This is a genomic window from Nocardioides sp. (assembly GCF_035481145.1).
Classification (GTDB): domain Bacteria; phylum Actinomycetota; class Actinomycetes; order Propionibacteriales; family Nocardioidaceae; genus Nocardioides.
The window spans coordinates 1-16,314 of sequence record NZ_DATIHB010000214.1; the positions used below are offsets into that span (position 1 = coordinate 1).

15 protein-coding genes are annotated in these 16,314 nt (G+C 71.1%); 5 read left to right on the forward strand and 10 right to left on the reverse strand.

Annotated elements, in window-relative coordinates; all coding sequences use genetic code 11:
• On the reverse strand, positions 1–402 hold a 402-nt coding region (locus VLF38_RS17195; RefSeq protein WP_325272486.1), incomplete at its 3' end, for a TIGR03936 family radical SAM-associated protein.
• An 83-nt stretch (positions 403–485) separates the two neighbouring features.
• On the opposite strand from VLF38_RS17195, the gene VLF38_RS17200 reads away from it, so the two are divergent.
• On the forward strand, positions 486–1,022 hold the full coding sequence (locus tag VLF38_RS17200) for a hypothetical protein (RefSeq protein WP_325272462.1): 537 nt from the start codon (positions 486–488) through the stop codon (positions 1,020–1,022).
• Positions 1,019–1,858 carry a DUF4190 domain-containing protein gene (locus tag VLF38_RS17205; RefSeq protein WP_325272463.1) on the forward strand — a complete coding sequence of 280 codons (840 nt, stop codon included), beginning with the start codon at positions 1,019–1,021 and terminating at the stop codon, positions 1,856–1,858. Before VLF38_RS17200 ends, VLF38_RS17205 begins: the two co-directional genes overlap by 4 nt.
• Before the next feature lies 1 nt (position 1,859).
• Here VLF38_RS17205 and VLF38_RS17210 read toward each other — a convergent pair whose 3' ends face one another.
• Complete coding sequence (locus tag VLF38_RS17210) at positions 1,860–2,432, reverse strand: TIGR03086 family metal-binding protein (protein WP_325272464.1); 573 nt, start codon at positions 2,430–2,432, stop codon at positions 1,860–1,862.
• Between the two features lie 140 nt (positions 2,433–2,572).
• Complete coding sequence (locus tag VLF38_RS17215; protein WP_325272465.1) at positions 2,573–4,561, reverse strand: TIGR03960 family B12-binding radical SAM protein; 1,989 nt, start codon at positions 4,559–4,561, stop codon at positions 2,573–2,575.
• Positions 4,562–4,667: 106 nt separating this feature from the next.
• Between VLF38_RS17215 and VLF38_RS17220 the strand changes: the two genes are divergently transcribed.
• From VLF38_RS17220 to VLF38_RS17230, 3 genes are read left to right on the forward strand one after another with little or no spacing between them, the layout of a single operon-like run.
• Entirely contained in the window at positions 4,668–5,267 is a 600-nt protein-coding gene (locus VLF38_RS17220; protein ID WP_325272466.1) for a DUF2975 domain-containing protein, read from the forward strand.
• On the forward strand, positions 5,267–5,488 hold the full coding sequence (locus tag VLF38_RS17225; protein WP_325272467.1) for a helix-turn-helix transcriptional regulator: 222 nt from the start codon (positions 5,267–5,269) through the stop codon (positions 5,486–5,488). Before VLF38_RS17220 ends, VLF38_RS17225 begins: the two co-directional genes overlap by 1 nt.
• A 49-nt stretch (positions 5,489–5,537) precedes the next feature.
• Complete coding sequence (locus tag VLF38_RS17230) at positions 5,538–7,592, forward strand: acyltransferase family protein (RefSeq protein ID WP_325272468.1); 2,055 nt, start codon at positions 5,538–5,540, stop codon at positions 7,590–7,592.
• Between the two features lie 50 nt (positions 7,593–7,642).
• Here VLF38_RS17230 and rodA read toward each other — a convergent pair whose 3' ends face one another.
• From rodA to VLF38_RS17265, 7 genes are all read right to left on the reverse strand, one after another.
• The gene (gene rodA, locus VLF38_RS17235; RefSeq protein WP_325272469.1) at positions 7,643–8,821 is read right to left on the reverse strand and encodes a rod shape-determining protein RodA; all 1,179 of its coding nucleotides are present in this window, start codon (positions 8,819–8,821) and stop codon (positions 7,643–7,645) included.
• Positions 8,818–10,947, reverse strand: coding sequence for a penicillin-binding protein 2 (gene mrdA / locus VLF38_RS17240; protein WP_325272470.1), 2,130 nt, complete (start codon positions 10,945–10,947; stop codon positions 8,818–8,820). Before mrdA ends, rodA begins: the two co-directional genes overlap by 4 nt.
• On the reverse strand, positions 10,944–11,474 hold the full coding sequence (gene mreD / locus VLF38_RS17245; RefSeq protein ID WP_107700334.1) for a rod shape-determining protein MreD: 531 nt from the start codon (positions 11,472–11,474) through the stop codon (positions 10,944–10,946). Before mreD ends, mrdA begins: the two co-directional genes overlap by 4 nt.
• Positions 11,471–12,031, reverse strand: coding sequence for a rod shape-determining protein MreC (gene mreC, locus VLF38_RS17250; RefSeq protein ID WP_325272471.1), 561 nt, complete (start codon positions 12,029–12,031; stop codon positions 11,471–11,473). The genes mreD and mreC overlap by 4 nt, the downstream gene beginning before the upstream one ends.
• Before the next feature lie 156 nt (positions 12,032–12,187).
• Positions 12,188–12,400, reverse strand: a complete 213-nt coding sequence (locus VLF38_RS17255) for a hypothetical protein (protein WP_325272472.1) — start codon at positions 12,398–12,400, stop codon at positions 12,188–12,190.
• Positions 12,400–13,428: a rod shape-determining protein gene (locus VLF38_RS17260; RefSeq protein ID WP_325272473.1), complete on the reverse strand. Its 1,029-nt coding sequence runs from the start codon at positions 13,426–13,428 to the stop codon at positions 12,400–12,402. The genes VLF38_RS17255 and VLF38_RS17260 overlap by 1 nt, the downstream gene beginning before the upstream one ends.
• A gap of 250 nt (positions 13,429–13,678) precedes the next feature.
• Positions 13,679–16,261, reverse strand: coding sequence for an Ig-like domain-containing protein (locus VLF38_RS17265; protein ID WP_325272474.1), 2,583 nt, complete (start codon positions 16,259–16,261; stop codon positions 13,679–13,681).
• Positions 16,262–16,314 lie beyond the last annotated feature (53 nt).

Below are 16,314 nucleotides of genomic sequence, written 5' to 3' on the forward strand. Positions count from 1 at the left end.
CGCCTCGAGCCGGTCGGCGAGCGAGCCGCCGGGCGACTCCACGATGGTCAGCACGTCGAGGCCGTCGGGCAGCGCCTCTCCGAGGAGGGCGCCCACCGCCGCCGGGTCGACCTTCTCGCGCAGGGCGATCTCGACGTACTCCGCCTCGCTGGCCGAGCCGGTCGGCGCCGCTCCGGCGTACGAGATCCGGGGGTGGGGGTTGAAGCCCGACGAGTAGGCCATCGGGATCCGGGCGCGGAAGACCGCGCGCTCGAAGGCGCGACTGAAGTCGCGGTGACTGGTGAACCGCAGGCGGCCGCGCTTGGCGTACCGGATCCGCAGTCGCTGGACCGGAGGGGCCTGCTGTTCGGGCTGTTCGCGCACGGGCAGAGGATATGCCCGCAGACGGCTGGTCCCCCACATCGATCCGGCCATTGCCCCTCGCCGGGACCAGCCGCGGCGCTACGCTGCGGCTCACGAGTCCGGCAACTCACGGAAGGTGGCCCGTGGCACAGCAACCGACCTGGCGTGGCCACCGGGCCCCCGTGGAGGATGCCGTCGGCCCGACCACCCTCGCGACCCCGCGCCGCCCTCGGTGGGCGCTGGTGCTGGCCATCGTTCTCGGCCTCGTCATCGTCGCGGGGTGCGCGGCGCTGACCAGTCGCCTGCTCCGGCACGAGCCGGCCACCCTCCCCCAGATCCTCCGCGGCACCTGCCTCCTCAGCACCGATCTGGCCCAGGGACTCTCCAGCCTGCACGACCTCGACGCCGTGGGGTGCAGCAAGGCCCATGACGCCGAGGTCTTCGCGCTGCAGAGGATGGGCACGGACGAGGACCTCGGCGCGGTCAGCGATCGCTGCCTGACCGCGGCCCAGGACCTCGGGGTCGACTCCGACCAGCTCAAGGCTCGCCGCCTCGAGGTCCGGCCGCTCGCCCTCACCGACTCGGCCCCCACCGTGGGCGACGCCGTCGCCTGCTTCGTCCGCCACAAGTCCGGCTCGCAACTACGCGGTGCCGTCTTCACCCTGGGGAGTGACCAGTGACCCTTCCGCCGTACCCCGGCCAGCCGCAGCCCGAGGAGCCGAAGAAGCCCGAGGCACCGCAGCCGCCGGTCACTCCTCCTCCGCCGCCGGCACCTCCCGCCCCGCCCGCTGCCCCACCCGCACCGATGTACCCGACCGCAGGCGCGGGGACCCCGCCGCCTCCGCCGGGGGGCCCGTTCCCTCCGCCGGGAGGCCCGTTCCCTCCGCCGGCACCCCAGCCCTTCCAGGCGTACGCCGGACCCAACGACGGCAGCGCCGGCTACAGCGGTCTCGCCATCGCGTCGTTCGTCTGCGGCCTCACCTGCTGCCTCGGGATCCCGGCGATCGTCCTCGGCGCCATCGGCATCGTGAAGACCGGCCCGGGCAAGGCCCGCGGCCGGTGGATGGCCGTCACGGGCACCGTCCTCGGCGTGGTCGGCACGTTGCTGATGGTCCTGGTCGGGCTCGGCATGTTCGCCCTGGGTGACCGGATCGTCACGCCCGCCAACGCCGAGCCGGGACAGTGCGTGCAGGCCGAGAGCGAGGGCGACAACGTCACGATGATCGACCTCGGGTGCTCGATCGAGCACAACGGCCAGATCTTCGCGGTGATCACCCCGACGCAGGCCGATGTCGAGGCAGGCCGGACCCAGATGCAGCTCTGCCTGACGCGGATCGCCGGCAGCTTCCCCGGCGTCGAGGTCCGCGCCGTCGACGGTGCTCCGCGCCTCCAGCTCCGCGGCGACGAGGTCGAGGTCTCCGCGGCCAGCGCCCGCACCCGGCTCGAGGCCGGTAGCCCGGTGGCCTGCTGGGTCGAGGCGACCGACGGCGTCCTCGACGCCGACGTCGTCGACTGAGTCAGGAAGGCGCCCAGCCGGCGTCCCGTCCGAAGGCAGCCAGCAGCTCGGCCTGCGCGTCCCCTTGCGTGGGGTGGCGCGGGCCGACTGCGTTTCCGGCCCGGTACATCGCCTCCCGGTCGACGAACCAGTCGGCGACGGCCGCGACCAGCGCGGGCTGCAGGGTGCGCTCCTGCCCCGTGGCCGCCGCGAGGTCCCACCCGTGGACCAGGTGGTCGGCGGCCAGCTGCATCGCATACTCGCCCGCGTCCTCCTCGCCGTACGACAGGTGGACGCGGGCGCCCGGGCGCAGGTGCTCGGCCACCGCCGCGTCGGCAGCAAGCGCTGCCTGGAGCGCACTCTCCCTCGGGTCGTCGCCGAGGACATCGCCGTCGAAGCGGTTGCCCACTTCCGCGATGGTCGCCCCCTCGACCAGCGGCACGGCCCAGAGGTCCTCACTGCAGACGTGGTTGACCAGGGCGGTCACGTCCCAGCCCTCGCAGGGCGTGGGAGCACGCCACTGACCCTCCCCCACACCCCGCACGATCTCCTGCCACCGCCCGACCGCCCGGTGGAACAGCTCAGCGGTCTCCATGGGTCGCCTCCTCGGGTCGCAGCCCCATGACCATGCTCCCGCCGGCCGGCGCATTGCGCGACCCGAAGGCGCGTTCCCGGGGTCCCCTGGACCGCGGACCACGGGTCCCGTCAGCAGCGCGGGGCCGGGAGGTCAGCAGGTCAGTGGACGACCTGGGTGACCATGCCCGGCTGGCCGCTGCCCACGACCGCGAGCGGCAGCAGGGTCTGGCCGGTGGGGCCGATCTGGATCTCGGTGCCCATCTCGGGGCAGACGCCGCAGTCGTAGCAGGGGGTCCAGCGGCAGTCCTCGACCTCGATGTCCTCACCGTTGGCGGCCGCGAGCGCGTCCTCCCAGTCGGCCCACATCCAGTCCTTGTCGAGACCCGAGTCGAGGTGGTCCCACGGCAGCACCTCGTCGTACTCACGGGTGCGGGTGGTGTACCACTCGAGGTCGACGCCGGTGCCCTCGAGCGCGAGGGAGGCCGAGGCGACCCAGCGGTCGTAGGAGAAGTGCTCGCTCCAGCCGTCGAAGCGGCCGCCGTCGCGCCAGACCTGCTCGATGATCGCACCCACGCGGCGGTCACCGCGGGAGAGGAGTCCCTCGACCTGGCCGGGCTTGCCGTCGTGGTAGCGGAAGCCGATCGCCCGTCCGAACCGCTTGTCGGCGCGGACCTCGTCGCGGAGCTTGCGCAGGCGCTCGTCGGTCGTCGCCACGTCGAGCTGCGGCGCCCACTGGAACGGCGTGTGCGGCTTCGGCACGAAGCCGCCGATGGAGACGGTGCAGCGGATGTCGTTGTGGCCGGTGACCTCGCGACCCTTCTGGATCACCTTCTTGGCCAGCTCGGCGATCTGCATGACGTCCTCGTCGGTCTCCTCGGGGAGGCCGCACATGAAGTAGAGCTTCACCTGGCGCCAGCCGTGGGAGTACGCCGCCGCGACCGTGCGGATCAGGTCCTCCTCGGTGACCATCTTGTTGATCACCTTGCGCATCCGCTCGGAGCCGCCCTCCGGCGCGAACGTCAGGCCAGAACGGCGTCCGTTGCGGGAGAACTCGTTGGCCAGCGAGATGTTGAAGGCGTCCACGCGGGTCGACGGGAGCGAGAGCGAGACGTTGGAGTCCTCGTAGCGGTCGGCCAGCCCCTTGGCGACCTCCGCGATCTCGGTGTGGTCGGCCGAGGAGAGCGAGAGCAGGCCGACCTCGTCGAAGCCGGACTGCCGGATGCCGTTCTCGACCATGGTGCCGATCGTGGTGATCGAGCGCTCACGCACCGGGCGGGTGATCATGCCGGCCTGGCAGAAGCGGCAGCCGCGCGTGCAGCCACGGAAGATCTCGACGGAGAAGCGCTCGTGGACGGTCTCGGCGAGCGGCACCAGCGGCTTCGCCGGGTAGGGCCACTGGTCGAGGTCCATCAGCGTGTGCTTGACGACCTTCTCCGGGACGCCGGGACGGTTCGGTCCGTAGGAGGCGATCTGGCCGGTCGCGTCGTCGTACGCCACGTCGTAGAACTTCGGGACGTAGATGCCGCCGGTCGAAGCGAAGCGCATCAGGAGCTCGTCGCGGCCACCGGGAGAGCCGGCGTCCTTCCACTCCTTGATGATCTCGGAGATCTTGAGCACGACCTCCTCGCCGTCGCCGAGCACGGCGGCGTCGATGAAGTCGGCGATCGGCTCCGGGTTGAACGCCGCGTGACCGCCGGCGAGGACGATCGGGTCCTCGTCGGAGCGGTCGACCGCGTGCAGCGCGATGCCCGCGAGGTCGAGGGCGTTGAGCATGTTGGTGTAGCCGAGCTCGGTGGAGAACGAGAGGCCGAGGATGTCGAAGTCGCGGATCGGTCGGTGTGCGTCGACGGTGAACTGCGGGATCTGGTGCTCGCGCATGACCTTCTCGAGGTCCGGCCAGACCGAGTAGGTGCGCTCGGCGACGATCCAGTCGCGCTCGTTGAGGACCTCGTAGAGGATCGCGACGCCCTGGTTGGGCAGGCCGACCTCGTACGCGTCGGGGTACATCAGCGCCCAGTGGACGGTCGCGCCTTCAGGGGCGCAGTCCCACTCCTTGACGGTGGAGTTCAGCTCGCCGCCGACGTACTGGATCGGCTTCTGGACGCCGGACAGGAGCGGCTCGAGCTGGGGGAAGACGGAGGCAGACACGTCTCCAAGGGTACGCGGCCACCGCGCAGGCGACGAACTCGCACAGCCCTTGACTTATCGATAGTCGATGTTGTCGAATATCGATAAGTCTCGGAAAGGACCCGCCATGGCCGCATCACCGTCCACCAGCATCCGCCTCAGCCGCCTCGCCCTTCTGCTCGCTGCGGTCATCGCGCCGTTGGCGACCATCGCCCTCCCCCTCGTGGGCTGGCTGTCCGGGGAGCCCCTCGACGTGCCGATCCGCGCGGGCGATCCCGAGCCGCTCCCCGGCTCCTTGGCACGCGCCAACGCGGGCACCTCGCTGGAATGGGATGGCGGGGCCGTCGCCACCATCGCCGACCCGAGCGCCCAGGAGCGACTGATCGCGCTGTTGCCGGAGGCCCTGATCGGGATCGTGGTCGCGCTGGCCGCCCTGCAGCTGCTGCGGGTCATCGACCAGATCAGCTGCGGCGCCGCGTTCGCGCCGGCCACGGTGCGCGTGCTGCGGCGGGTGGCACTCCTCATCGTCGCTGCGGCGCTCGTGATCCCGCTGGTCCAGGCGTTCGCCTCCGCCAAGATGACCTTCGCCGCGGTCGCGAACGACGTGCCGGGCTGGAGCTCGACGTTCCCACTCGCCTGGTTCGGGGCGGCCGCCCTCGTCGGTGCCATCGCGGAGGCGTTCGCCCAGGGCGTGCGGATGAGGCATGACGTCGAGGGGCTGGTCTGATGCCCGTCGAGGAGGAGCACCGCGTCGTCTGTCACCTCGACGAACTCCTTGCCGCACGCGGACTGACCCTCACCGCTCTCGCCGACCGGATCGGCGTGACGATCGTGAACCTCAGCGTCCTGAAGAACCAGCGCGCCCGCGCGATCCGCTTCTCCACGTTGACTGCCCTGTGCGACGCGCTCGACTGCCAGCCCGGGGACCTCTTCAGCGTCGCGGAGTGAGTCCCCACCGAATCGCTGCGCACGACAGGTGCCGACTACCCTCGCGTCCATGGTCTGGCAGTACCGTCCCGCACTCGACGGGCTGCGAACGGTGGCCGTGTACCTCGTCCTCTGCTTCCACGCGAAGCTCGGCTGGGCCGACGGCGGCTTCGTCGGCGTCGACCTCTTCTTCGTCCTCTCCGGCTTCCTGGTCGCCTCGCTCCTGCTCGAGGAGCGCTACACGACCGGCCGGATCGCGCTGGGCTCGTTCTTCGCCCGCCGGATGCGACGGCTGCTGCCCGCGGCGCTCGTCGTGGTGGTGGCGACCGCCCTCGTCTTCCTGCTCGTCGCACCGGTCACACGCCGCCTCGACTGGGTCGGCGACGCCCAGGCGTCCCTGCTGTACGTGGCCAACTGGCGCTTCCTGATCAGCGCGGACGAGTACTTCGCCGCCGACGTCACCACCTCGCCGTACCTCCACTTCTGGTCGCTCTCGGTCGAGGAGCAGTTCTACGTCGCGTTCCCGTTCGTGCTGCTCGGCCTGGTGGCGCTGAAGCGCTGGTGGCGCCCCGCGGTGGTCGTCGGCGTCGCCACCATCCTCGCCGCGTCGCTCGCCGCGCAGCTCTGGCGGGCGCAGGACGACGTGCTGCACGCCTACTACGGCACCGACGCGCGGCTCTACCAGCCGATGGCCGGCGTGCTGGCCGCCATCGCCTGGCGGCACCTCGCAACGCGCACGCGCGCCCTGCGCAGCGCGGGCTGGCCGATGTTCATCGGTCTCCTCGTCGTCGGCTCGAGCCTCCTCGACGTCTCCCAGAGCACGCGTGGGATGCTCGCGACGGTCTTCTCGGTCGGCCTCGTGCTCACGGTGATGACCCGGACGACTCCGTCGCTCGACCGGTTCCTCGCTGCCGCTCCCCTCGCCTATCTCGGCCGGATCTCCTACGGCACCTACCTCTGGCACTGGCCGGTGCTCCTGCTCGTCACCTCCGCGGTCGAGGCCCCGGCGTGGGCGGACGCCCTCCTCACCGCAGCCATCGCCACGGGGCTGGCCGCACTCTCGTTCGAGCTCCTCGAGCAGCCGATCCGCACGTCGGCGCGGCTCGCCGTCTCCGCCAGCCCGACGATCCTGGTCGGCCTCACCTGCTCCGTCCTCGCGGCGTACGCCGTCGTCCCCCGCGTCCTCGAGAACGACGTCCGGCCGGCCTTGGTCGCCGGCGCCACCGCTTCCCCCGGCGCCTCCGGCACCGCGATGCCCCGGGTCTCCCCCACCCGTACGCCGGACACGCGGAGGGCGGAGGTGCCCGCGCCGGGCGACCCCGTGCCGGAGATCGACTGGCGCGCGATCCACGACAGCCGCGGCGCCGAGACGGCGTACTGCACCCTCACGGACACGACGAGCTGCGTCGGCCACGTCGGCACCAGCGACCTGCGCGTGATGCTCGTCGGCGACAGCCACGCGCGCGTCCTCGCCCCCACCCTGCTCGCGATCGCCCGGCAGCGGAACTTCACGTTGACCTACAGCATGGTCCCCGGCTGCCCCTGGCAGGAGGGCGTGGTGGCGACCTCCTCGTCCGACGACGTCGTCGAACAGTGCCGCGAGGCGCGCGCGGCCTTTTACGGCGGTCTGCCGAAGAAGATGAAGATCGATGTCGTCATCCTCACCGAGATGCCACGCTCCAGCGATGCGTGGGACCAGCTCGTCTCGACCACGGGCAGCACCCAGGGCATCGACGAGCTGAACCTCACGACGATGACCTCGAGCCTGCGGAAGATCCGCCAGGCCGGCGCGAAGGCGCTCGTCATGGACGCGTGGATCCAGCAGTACGACGGGGTCGGCCCCCTCGACTGCCTCGCCGCAGCGAAGACCGTCGGCCAGTGCACCGTCGAGGCCCGCCCCGCGCCGCTCACCGACGCGATCGTCCGCACCCTGGCCATCGGCTCCGGCGGCGCGATCCGCAGGGTCGGCATCAACGACATCGTCTGCCCGACGTACCCCGCGTGCATGCCGGTCCTGGACGGCATCCCGGTGTGGCGCGACATGCAGCACTACTCGACCGAGGTGCTGCTCGACCACGTGACGGAGATCCGCGACCGGCTGCTGGGCACCGGACTGCTCCGCTAGCCGCCAGAGACGGGTCTCGACGCGCCAGAAGGCGGGTCTCGACGGGAGGGTCAGCGCCCGGTGAGCACCCGGCCCGGCGAGAAGCGCGTGGGCAGGGCCGGAGCTCCGCGGAGGTGGATGTTCTGCAGGAGCCCCACGGCGAGCATGCCGGCGAACAGCGAGGAGCCGCCGTACGACACGAACGGCAGGGGCACGCCGGTGACCGGCATGATCCCCATGCACATGCCGATGTTCTGGAAGGCCTGGAAGCCGAACCAGCACGCGATGCCGGCGGCGGCAGCGCGGCCGAAGACGTCCTGCGACTCACGCGAGATGACCAGGGCGCGCCAGACGACGAGGCAGAGCAGGGCGATCACGAAGCCGGCCCCGATCAGGCCGAGCTCCTCGCCCGCGACGGTGAAGATGAAGTCTGTCTGCTGCTCGGGCACGAAGCCGGAGCGGGTCTGCGAGCCGTCGAAGAGGCCCTGTCCCCACCAGCCGCCGTTGCCGACCGCCGTACGCGCCTGCTCGACGTTGTAGCCCGCTCCGCGGGGATCGAGGTCGGGGTTGAGGAAGGCGAGGAACCGGTCGACCTGGTAGGCCTTCAGGACGTGCAGCTGGACCGCGGCGACCGCGCCGACGACGGCACCGACGAGGAGGCCGGCCAGCCACTTGGCAGGCGCGCCGGCGACGGCGAGGACGCCGAAGACGGTGGCGCCGAGGACGAGGGTGGTGCCCATGTCGGGCTGCAGCAGGATCAGGCCCGCGGGCAGCCCGGCGATCAGCAGCATGCCGATCACCTCGCCGGTGCCGACCTGACGTCGCGAGCGGCCCTCGAAGCGCTCGGCGACGAAGAGCGCCATGCCGATGATGACGGCCAGCTTGGCGAACTCGGCGGGCTGGATCGACATGCCGGCCAGACGCACCCAGGACTTCGAGCCGTTGATCGTGGAGCCCATCACCAGGACGAGCACCAGGCCGACGAGCGAGCCGACGTACACGACGGGGGCGAGGATCCGGACCCAGCGGTGGTCGGTGGCCATGACCATGACCATGAGCACCAGGCCGATGGCGACGTTGACCAGCGTCTTGCGGAGGTACGCCGTCGGGTCGCCGCCGGTGAGCAGGTCACGCTCGCTGGTGGCCGACCAGACCAGCAGGGTGCCGAGGAGGGTCAGGACGAGGACGGAGCCCATCAGGATCCAGTCGAGACCGTGGCGGCCGAGGCCACCCTGGCGCGGTGCGTTCACTCCCGCTCCTCCTTCCGGACTGGCGGCAGGATCGCGCCGTCGGGCGAGAAGACCGGCAGGGCGTTGGTCTGGACGACCCCGGGGATCGCGGCCCGGGACGGCTGGTAGCCCTCCGGCGTCACGCCGTAGAGGGTGTCCCAGATGCGGCGGACCGCGACACCGTTGGCCGCGGCACCTGTGCCCGCCTGGCTGATCATGGAGACGACGACGTAGTCCTTGCTGTAGGTGCCGACCCAGCCGGTGGTCTGCTTGCCGTAGACCTCGGCCGTGCCGGTCTTGCCGTGGACCTTGACCTGGTCGTGCGGCCAGCCGGAGAAGGTGCCGGCGAGGGTGCCGGCGAGGGCCACGTTGTTCATCGCGTCGCGGACGTAGTCGAGGATCGCCTTCGGGATCTGCAGCTTGCCCTGGACCTGCGGCGCGATCCGCTTCACGAGCTTGCCGTCGGGGTCGACGACCGCCTTGCCGATCGTCGGGTGGAAGAGCGTGCCGCCGTTGGCGAGCGCGGCGTAGGCCCGGGCGAGCTGCAGCGGGGTGACGATCGTGTCCCCCTGGCCGATGACGAAGTTGGCGGCGTCACCCGCCCGGTAGGCGTAGCCCTCGGCGCAGAACTCGCGGGCGAAGAGCTTCACGAACGACGAGGCGTCGCCCGGGTTCTTCTCGATGCCGCAGTAGTAGTCCTTCATCGACTCGTAGTAGTCGCGCTTCCAGCGGCGATCGGCGATGCGCCCCGCTGCCTCGCCGGGGATGTCGATGCCGGTGGCCTTGCCGAAGCCGAACTGCTTCGCCTTCGAGACGAGGGGATCCTTCGCCTTGATGTTGGAGACGTCGCTGCCGTACTTGCGCCAGTACTCGTAGCCGATCCGGTAGAAGAAGGTGTTGCACGACACGGTGATCGCGGTCTTGAAGTCGATCATCCCGTAGCTGCCGGACTCGTAGTTGCGGAACTCGCGGTTGCCGACCCGGAACGACGAGGAGCAGTTGAGCCGGGTGTCGGTGCTGTAGCCGTTCATCAGCGCGGCAATCGTCATGAACGGCTTCCACGTCGAGCCCGGCGCGAACTGGCCCTGCATCGCGCGGGAGAGGAGTGGCGTGCCGGCCTTCTCGGAGTAGAGCCGCTTCAGCTGCTTCTGGGTGATGCCACCGACCCAGATGCCCGGGTCGTAGGTGGGCTCGCTGGCCATCGCCACGACGCGGCCGGTCTTGGCGTCGAGGACGACGATCGCGCCCGAGTCGGCCTTGTAGCGCTGGCCGTTGCGGTCGGTGCGCTGGCGCGCCGCCAGGACCGCCTCGTGGAGCGCGTCCTCGACCACGCCCTGCACCTTGGCGTCGATCGAGGTGACCAGCGTGTCGCCGGGGCGGGCCTCGTCGACGCCGGACTCCCCCAGCACCTGGCCGCGGGAGTCGACCGCGACGTGCTGGTAGCCGGGCATGCCGCGCAGGTACGCGTCGTACTCCTTCTCGACGCCGGCGCGGCCGACCTGGGAGGCACCGTTGACGGAGAGGTCGGCGTCCTTCTCCGCGATCGAGAGCTCGTCCTCGGTGACCGGGCTGAGGTAGCCGAGGACGTGCGCCGCGTCGACCGCGAACGGCCGCGGGTAGGCCCGCACCGACTGCTCCTGGACCACGACGGCCGGGTAGTCCTCGGCCTGCTCGCGGATCAGCTGGGCGGTCTTCTGTGCGACGTCGTCGTCGACGGGGACCGGCTGGAAGGGCGAGCCGTTCCAGCAGGTGCCGGCGACCGCGCCCTCGGTGCCGCAGTTGAGCAGCCGGGCCCGGATCGCCGCCGGCTTGCGGTGCAGCGCCCGGGCGACCCGGTCGACGAGGAGCCCCTGCTCGTCTTCGGACATCCGCGCCAGCGTCGTGCGGTCAATGGAGACCACCCACGAGCTGCGGTTGGCCACGAGCGGCCGGCCCTGCGTGTCGACGATCAGGCCCCGGTCGGGCTGGACGACGACCTCACGCACCGACTGGTTGGCGGCCTTGGCCCGGTAGTCGTCGCCGGTCGCCACCTGGAGATACCAGAGGCGGACCAGGAGGGTCGCGAAGAGCGAGAGGACGAGGGCCTGCAGCACGACGAGCCGCATGCGGCTGCGCTGCGTGGCGGCGGAGGTCGGGCGGTACATCATGCGAAGGAGACCCGGGCCGGCTCGGTACGGCGGAAGAGCAGCATCATCGGCGGCACCAGCACGGGCGTCAGCAGGACATCCCAGACCAGCGCCACCAGGATCACCTGGAGCATGTCGGGCACACTGACGACCGGGTCGCTGAGCAGCAGGCCGCTCAGTGCGAAGATCGAGGTGCCGAGGAACGACGCGGCAGCCGCCGCCGCCACGACCATGACGGGCTCGGGACGGGCCCCCTGGCCCTGGCCGACCGGGCGCAGCCGGCCGACGACGTAGCCCACCACGACCAGCGCCAGCGCCCAGCGGCCGGCGTAGTGATCGGCCGGCGGGGCGAGGTCGAGGAGCAGACCACCGGTGAAACCGAGGACCGCGGCGAACTGCGATCCGCGGGTCAGACCAGCCGCCACCACGACGAGCAGCGCGAGGTCCGGCACGACGCCGTGCCACGCGAGGTGCGGGAAGAAGGTCACCTGGAGCACGACGGCGACCAGGAGCAGCAGCAGGGCCAGGAACCCACGGACCAGGCTCATCGGCCTTCCTCCTTCGCGGCCGACGCACCCGGCTTGACCAGGCCGCGGTCGGACCGCGTGCCCGACGGAACGGCGACGCCGACCAGGTCGAGTGCGGTGAAGTCCACGAACGGCCGGATCTCCACGCGGCGCGAGGTCTCGCGCGGGCTGGAGTAGACGGCGGTGACCTTGCCGATCGGCACACCCGCGATGTACGGCGCGCCGTCCTCGCTGCCGAACGTCACCGCGGTGTCGCCCTCGTTGGCGACGAAGGCACTGTCGAGGAGCTTCAGGTCGAGGGTCGCGTCACCGGAGAGCTCGCCACGTCCCTGGAGGAAGCCGACCTCCATGCTCGAGCCGAGGCGGCCGCCGACCACCGAGTCGCGGTCGAGGAGCAGGAGGACGGTGGCGGTCGTGCGGGTGGCCGCGATGACGCGTCCCACGAGGCCTTCGTTGTTGAGCACCGTCAGGTCGGCATGGACGCCCGAGGAGGTGCCGGCGTCGATGGTGACCGTCTGCGAGAAGGCCTGGGCCGGGCCGTGGCCGATGACGTGCGCGGGGACCAGCGTGTGGCGCACCGTGCTCGCGGTCGCGGCCAGGCCGTCGTACTCCGCCAGCCGGTTGCGGTCGAGCGCGGTGGTGGCGACCTGCTGCTCGAGCTGGGAGTTCTCCGCCTCGAGCTCGGCGACGCGGTCCTCGAGGCTGCTGCGCGTGCGGAACCACTGCGGGACCGCCTAGAACGGCGCGACCACCCCGTCGGCCGCCTGCTCGGCGGGGCCGACGAGCTCGCCGATCGCGCGGCGTGCCGGGTCGAGCGCACCACCGACGTGGTCGAGGGTGATCAGGGTGGCGCAGGCGAGGACCAGGGCCACGACGGTCGAACGGGTCGAGCGGTCGACGGGCTCGAGCCGGTCGAGGCCGCGCCAGCGCTTCTCGCGCATCGCCATCAGTACCGCCGGGGGCCGGAGACGAGGACCTGCTGGAGCGCCTCGAACTCCTCGACGCACTTGCCGGCACCGAGGGCGACCGAGGTGAGCGGGTCCTCGGCGACGTGGACCGGCATGCCGGTCTCGTGCCGGATCCGCTCGTCGAGGCCGCGAAGCAGGGCACCGCCACCGGTCAGCACGATGCCACGGTCCATGATGTCGCCAGCCAGCTCGGGCGGGGTCTGGTCGAGGGTGGTGCGGACGGCGTCGACGATCGCGTGCAGCGGCTCCTCGAGCGCCTGGCGGAGCTCGGCACTGGAGATGACGACGGTGCGGGGCAGGCCGGAGACCATGTCGCGGCCGCGGATCTCGGCCTCGGGCTCCTTGCTCAGCGGGAACGCCGACCCGAGCGTCATCTTCATCTCCTCGGCGGTGCGCTCCCCCAGCATCAGGGAGTGCTCCTTCTTCATCCACGCGATGATCGCCTGGTCGAGGTCGTCGCCGGCCGTGCGCACCGAGATCGAGGTGACGATGCCGCCGAGGGAGATCACCGCGACCTCCGTCGTGCCGCCGCCGACGTCGACGACCATGTTGCCGGTCGCCTCGTGGACCGGCAGCCCGGCCCCGATCGCAGCCGCCATCGGCTCCTCGACGATGTAGACCCGGCGGGCACCGGCCTGGTAGCCGGCCTCCTTGACCGCGCGCTGCTCGACGGCGGTGATGCCGGACGGGACACAGACCACCAGCCGTGGCTTGGCGAAGTAGCGGCGGCGGTGGACCTGCTGGATGAAGAAGCGGAGCATCTGCTCGGTCGCGTCGAAGTCGGCGATGACGCCGTCCTTGAGCGGACGGAGGGCGGTGATGTTGTCGGGGGTGCGACCCACCATGCGCTTGGCCTCGTGGCCGACCGCGATGACCTCACCGGTCGTCTCGTTGAGGGCGACCACGGACGGCTCGTCGAGCATGATGCCCTTGCCGCGGACATAGACCAGCGTGTTGGCCGTACCGAGATCGACGGCCATGTCACGTCCGATGAAGCTGTTCGCCATGCCTGCAGTGCCTCTGGTCGAGTGGTGGGGAAGGTGAGCCCGCCCAGAAAGCTGGCTGTCAGCGACCTGGCTGACCTGGACTGCCCCGGCGTACTCGCGAACGAGGTTAAGGAGCCGAACCGGGCGAAACCGGGAGGCTCGCCGCACACGCGGCCCACATCACCCGAACGGGCCATGCCGACCCTCGCCCTGGAACGACGGAGGGGCCCACCGCTGCGCGCGGTGAGCCCCTCCGGGTCTGCCTGTCGGACTACTTCCGCGTGCTCAGGAGGGCGCGGAGGACGATCGGCCCGGTCGTCGACCCCGAGCGGATCCGGATCGTGTAGTCGGAGCCGGTGGTCAGCCCCTTGGTCGACAGGTTGTAGATGTACTTGCCGTCGGCGACCCGCATCTGCGTGCCGGAGTCGGCGCTGGAGACGCTCTCGGTGACCGCAGCGTTCGAGTCGTCCACCGTGACGTCGTCGGTCACGTTGCCCTTGATCAGCTGGATCGACAGCGGCGTGCTGGTGGCCGGCAGTCCGGTGCAGCTGCTCACGGCCAGGACCTTGACCGGCACCACGTTGCCGTACTTGGCCACGTTGCGGACGTCATCGCGAATCGGCGCCTGGAACGACACGGCGTACACGTCGAGGTCGGCAGCGGAGCCGGCCGCGTCACTCGTGGTGCTGCCACCGTCCTCATCACTGACCGTCGCCCTGGCCGTGACCGTGTGGCAGCCGGGGGCGAGCACCGTCGAACCGCTCATCGAGGTTCCCGTGACCGTGCCGGCGACGGAGTTCCCGTCGACGGTGAACGAGCCCTGGTAGGTGTCGTGGGCACCGGCCGGGTCGCTGAAGGTCGTCGACAGGCTGAGTACGCCGGAGAACGGGTTGAGGGTCAGGGTCGGCGCCGCCACCGCAGGGGCGACGTTGCCGACCGTCACCGGCACCGATGCGCTGTCGGAGCGTGCGTCGGCCTCGCCGCCCGTCGTTCCGGCGTCGGTCACGGTGATCACGGCCTGGTGGACGTCGTCGGCCGCACCGGACTCGTCATCGGTGTAGGTGTGCGTGCCGGTCACGCTGTTTCCGGTGACGGTGCCTGCGCTCGCCGATCCGTCTCCCCAGGCGATGCTGGCCGTGTAGGTCTCGCCCTCAGCGCCGTCCACGTCGGTGAACGTCGCGCTGATCGAGACCGGCGTGCCCTCCACCGTACTGGCGGCGGGCCCCGCCGTGACGACGGGCGCATCGTTGACGGCGGTGACGGTCACGGTGACCGTCGCTGTGTCGCACCCTGCCGAGCTCGCCGGCGTCGTCGCGTGGTCGTCGCAGACGGTGTAGGTGAACGAGTCGAAGCCGGCGTAGTCGGCGTCCGGCGTGTAGGTGACCGTCCCGTCACCGTTGTCCACCACGGTCCCGTGGTCGCCGTCCGTCACGCTCGAGACGGAGAGTGCGTCGCCCTCGACGTCGGAGTCGCCGACGAGGACGTCGACGCTGCCGGAGCTGTCCTCGGCAACGGTCAGCGTCTCGTCGTCCGCGACCGGGGCGTCGTTGACCGGCGTCACGGTCAACGCGACGGTGGCGACACCGGAGTCCACGGCCCCGTCGTTCGCCCGGTAGGTGAACGAGTCTGCGCCGAAGTAGTCGGCGTCGGGCGTGTAGACGAACGACCCGTCCGCGGCGAGCGCCACCTCGCCGTGCGCGGCGTCGGTGACGAGCGCGGCAGTGAGGCTGTCACCGTCGACGTCGCCGTCGTTCGCCAGTAGGCCGCCGGACGCCGGCACCGTGAGCGGAGTGTCCTCGGCCGTGGTGTGGCCGTCATCCTGGGCGACCGGGGCGTCGTTGACGTTCGAGACGGTCACCGAGACCGTCGCCGAGTCCGTGCCGCCGGCCCCGTCGCTCACGCTGTAGGTGAAGGAGTCGGTGCCGAACCAGTCCGCGTCGGGCGTGTAGGTGACCGAGTCCCCGTCGTACGTCGTCGTGCCGTGCGTGCCGTCCGAGGCGCCGGTCACGGAGAGGGACGAGCCCTCGGGGTCGCTGTCGTTGTCGAGGACCTCGACGTCGACCGCGAGCTCCTCGTCGGTGGAGGCGCTGTCGTCGAGCGCCACAGGTGCGTCGTTGACCGGGGTCACCGTCAGCGTCACGGTGGTCGCGGCAGAGAGCAGTCCGGCGCCGTCCTTGGCCTTGTAGGTGAAGGAGTCGGGCCCGCTGTAGTCCGCGGCCGGCGTGTAGGTGAAGGAGCCGTCTGCGGCCAGCGCGACCGTGCCGTGTGCAGGGTCGGTGACCTTCTCGGCAGTCAGGGCGTCGCCCTGCGGGTCGGTGTCATTGCCGAGGACGCCGGGGGCCGCGACGGCCTTCGGGGTGTCCTCGGCGGTCGTGTAGTCATCCGCGACACCCGTCGGTGCCGTGTTCGTGACCGGGAGCTTGATCGGGATGCTGACCTGGTTGGCGTAACCGCCGCCGCCAGCCGGGGTCGAGACCACGCTGACCGTCGCGGTGCCCTCCTGCGCGTTCGCCGCGGCGGTGAAGGCGACCGCGACGCCGCTGCCACCACAGGCGGTGATGCTGATCTGTGCCGGGCTGGCCGTGACGCCCGGAGGCGTCAGGACGTCGAGCACCAGCGGTGCCTCGCCACTGTCCCAGTTGCAACCCGGGTCGGTCGTCGTGCCGTCGGCGTTGTTGCCGATGACCCGGATGTTGGCCGTGACCCCCGTGGCTGAGCCCGGGACGAGGGTGATCGCCTGGTTGTCCGCCTCGAGGACGTCGTCCTGGATGTTGTCGGCGAACGCCTGGGGCGCGAGCCCCAACGCCGTCGTGGCGAGCGCGCCGGCAACGGCGGCGCGAAGTGAGGGACGCATGGTGGGATCTCCAGATCAGAGCCAGTCGGGTGACGCGCGGCCCGAGCATCGGG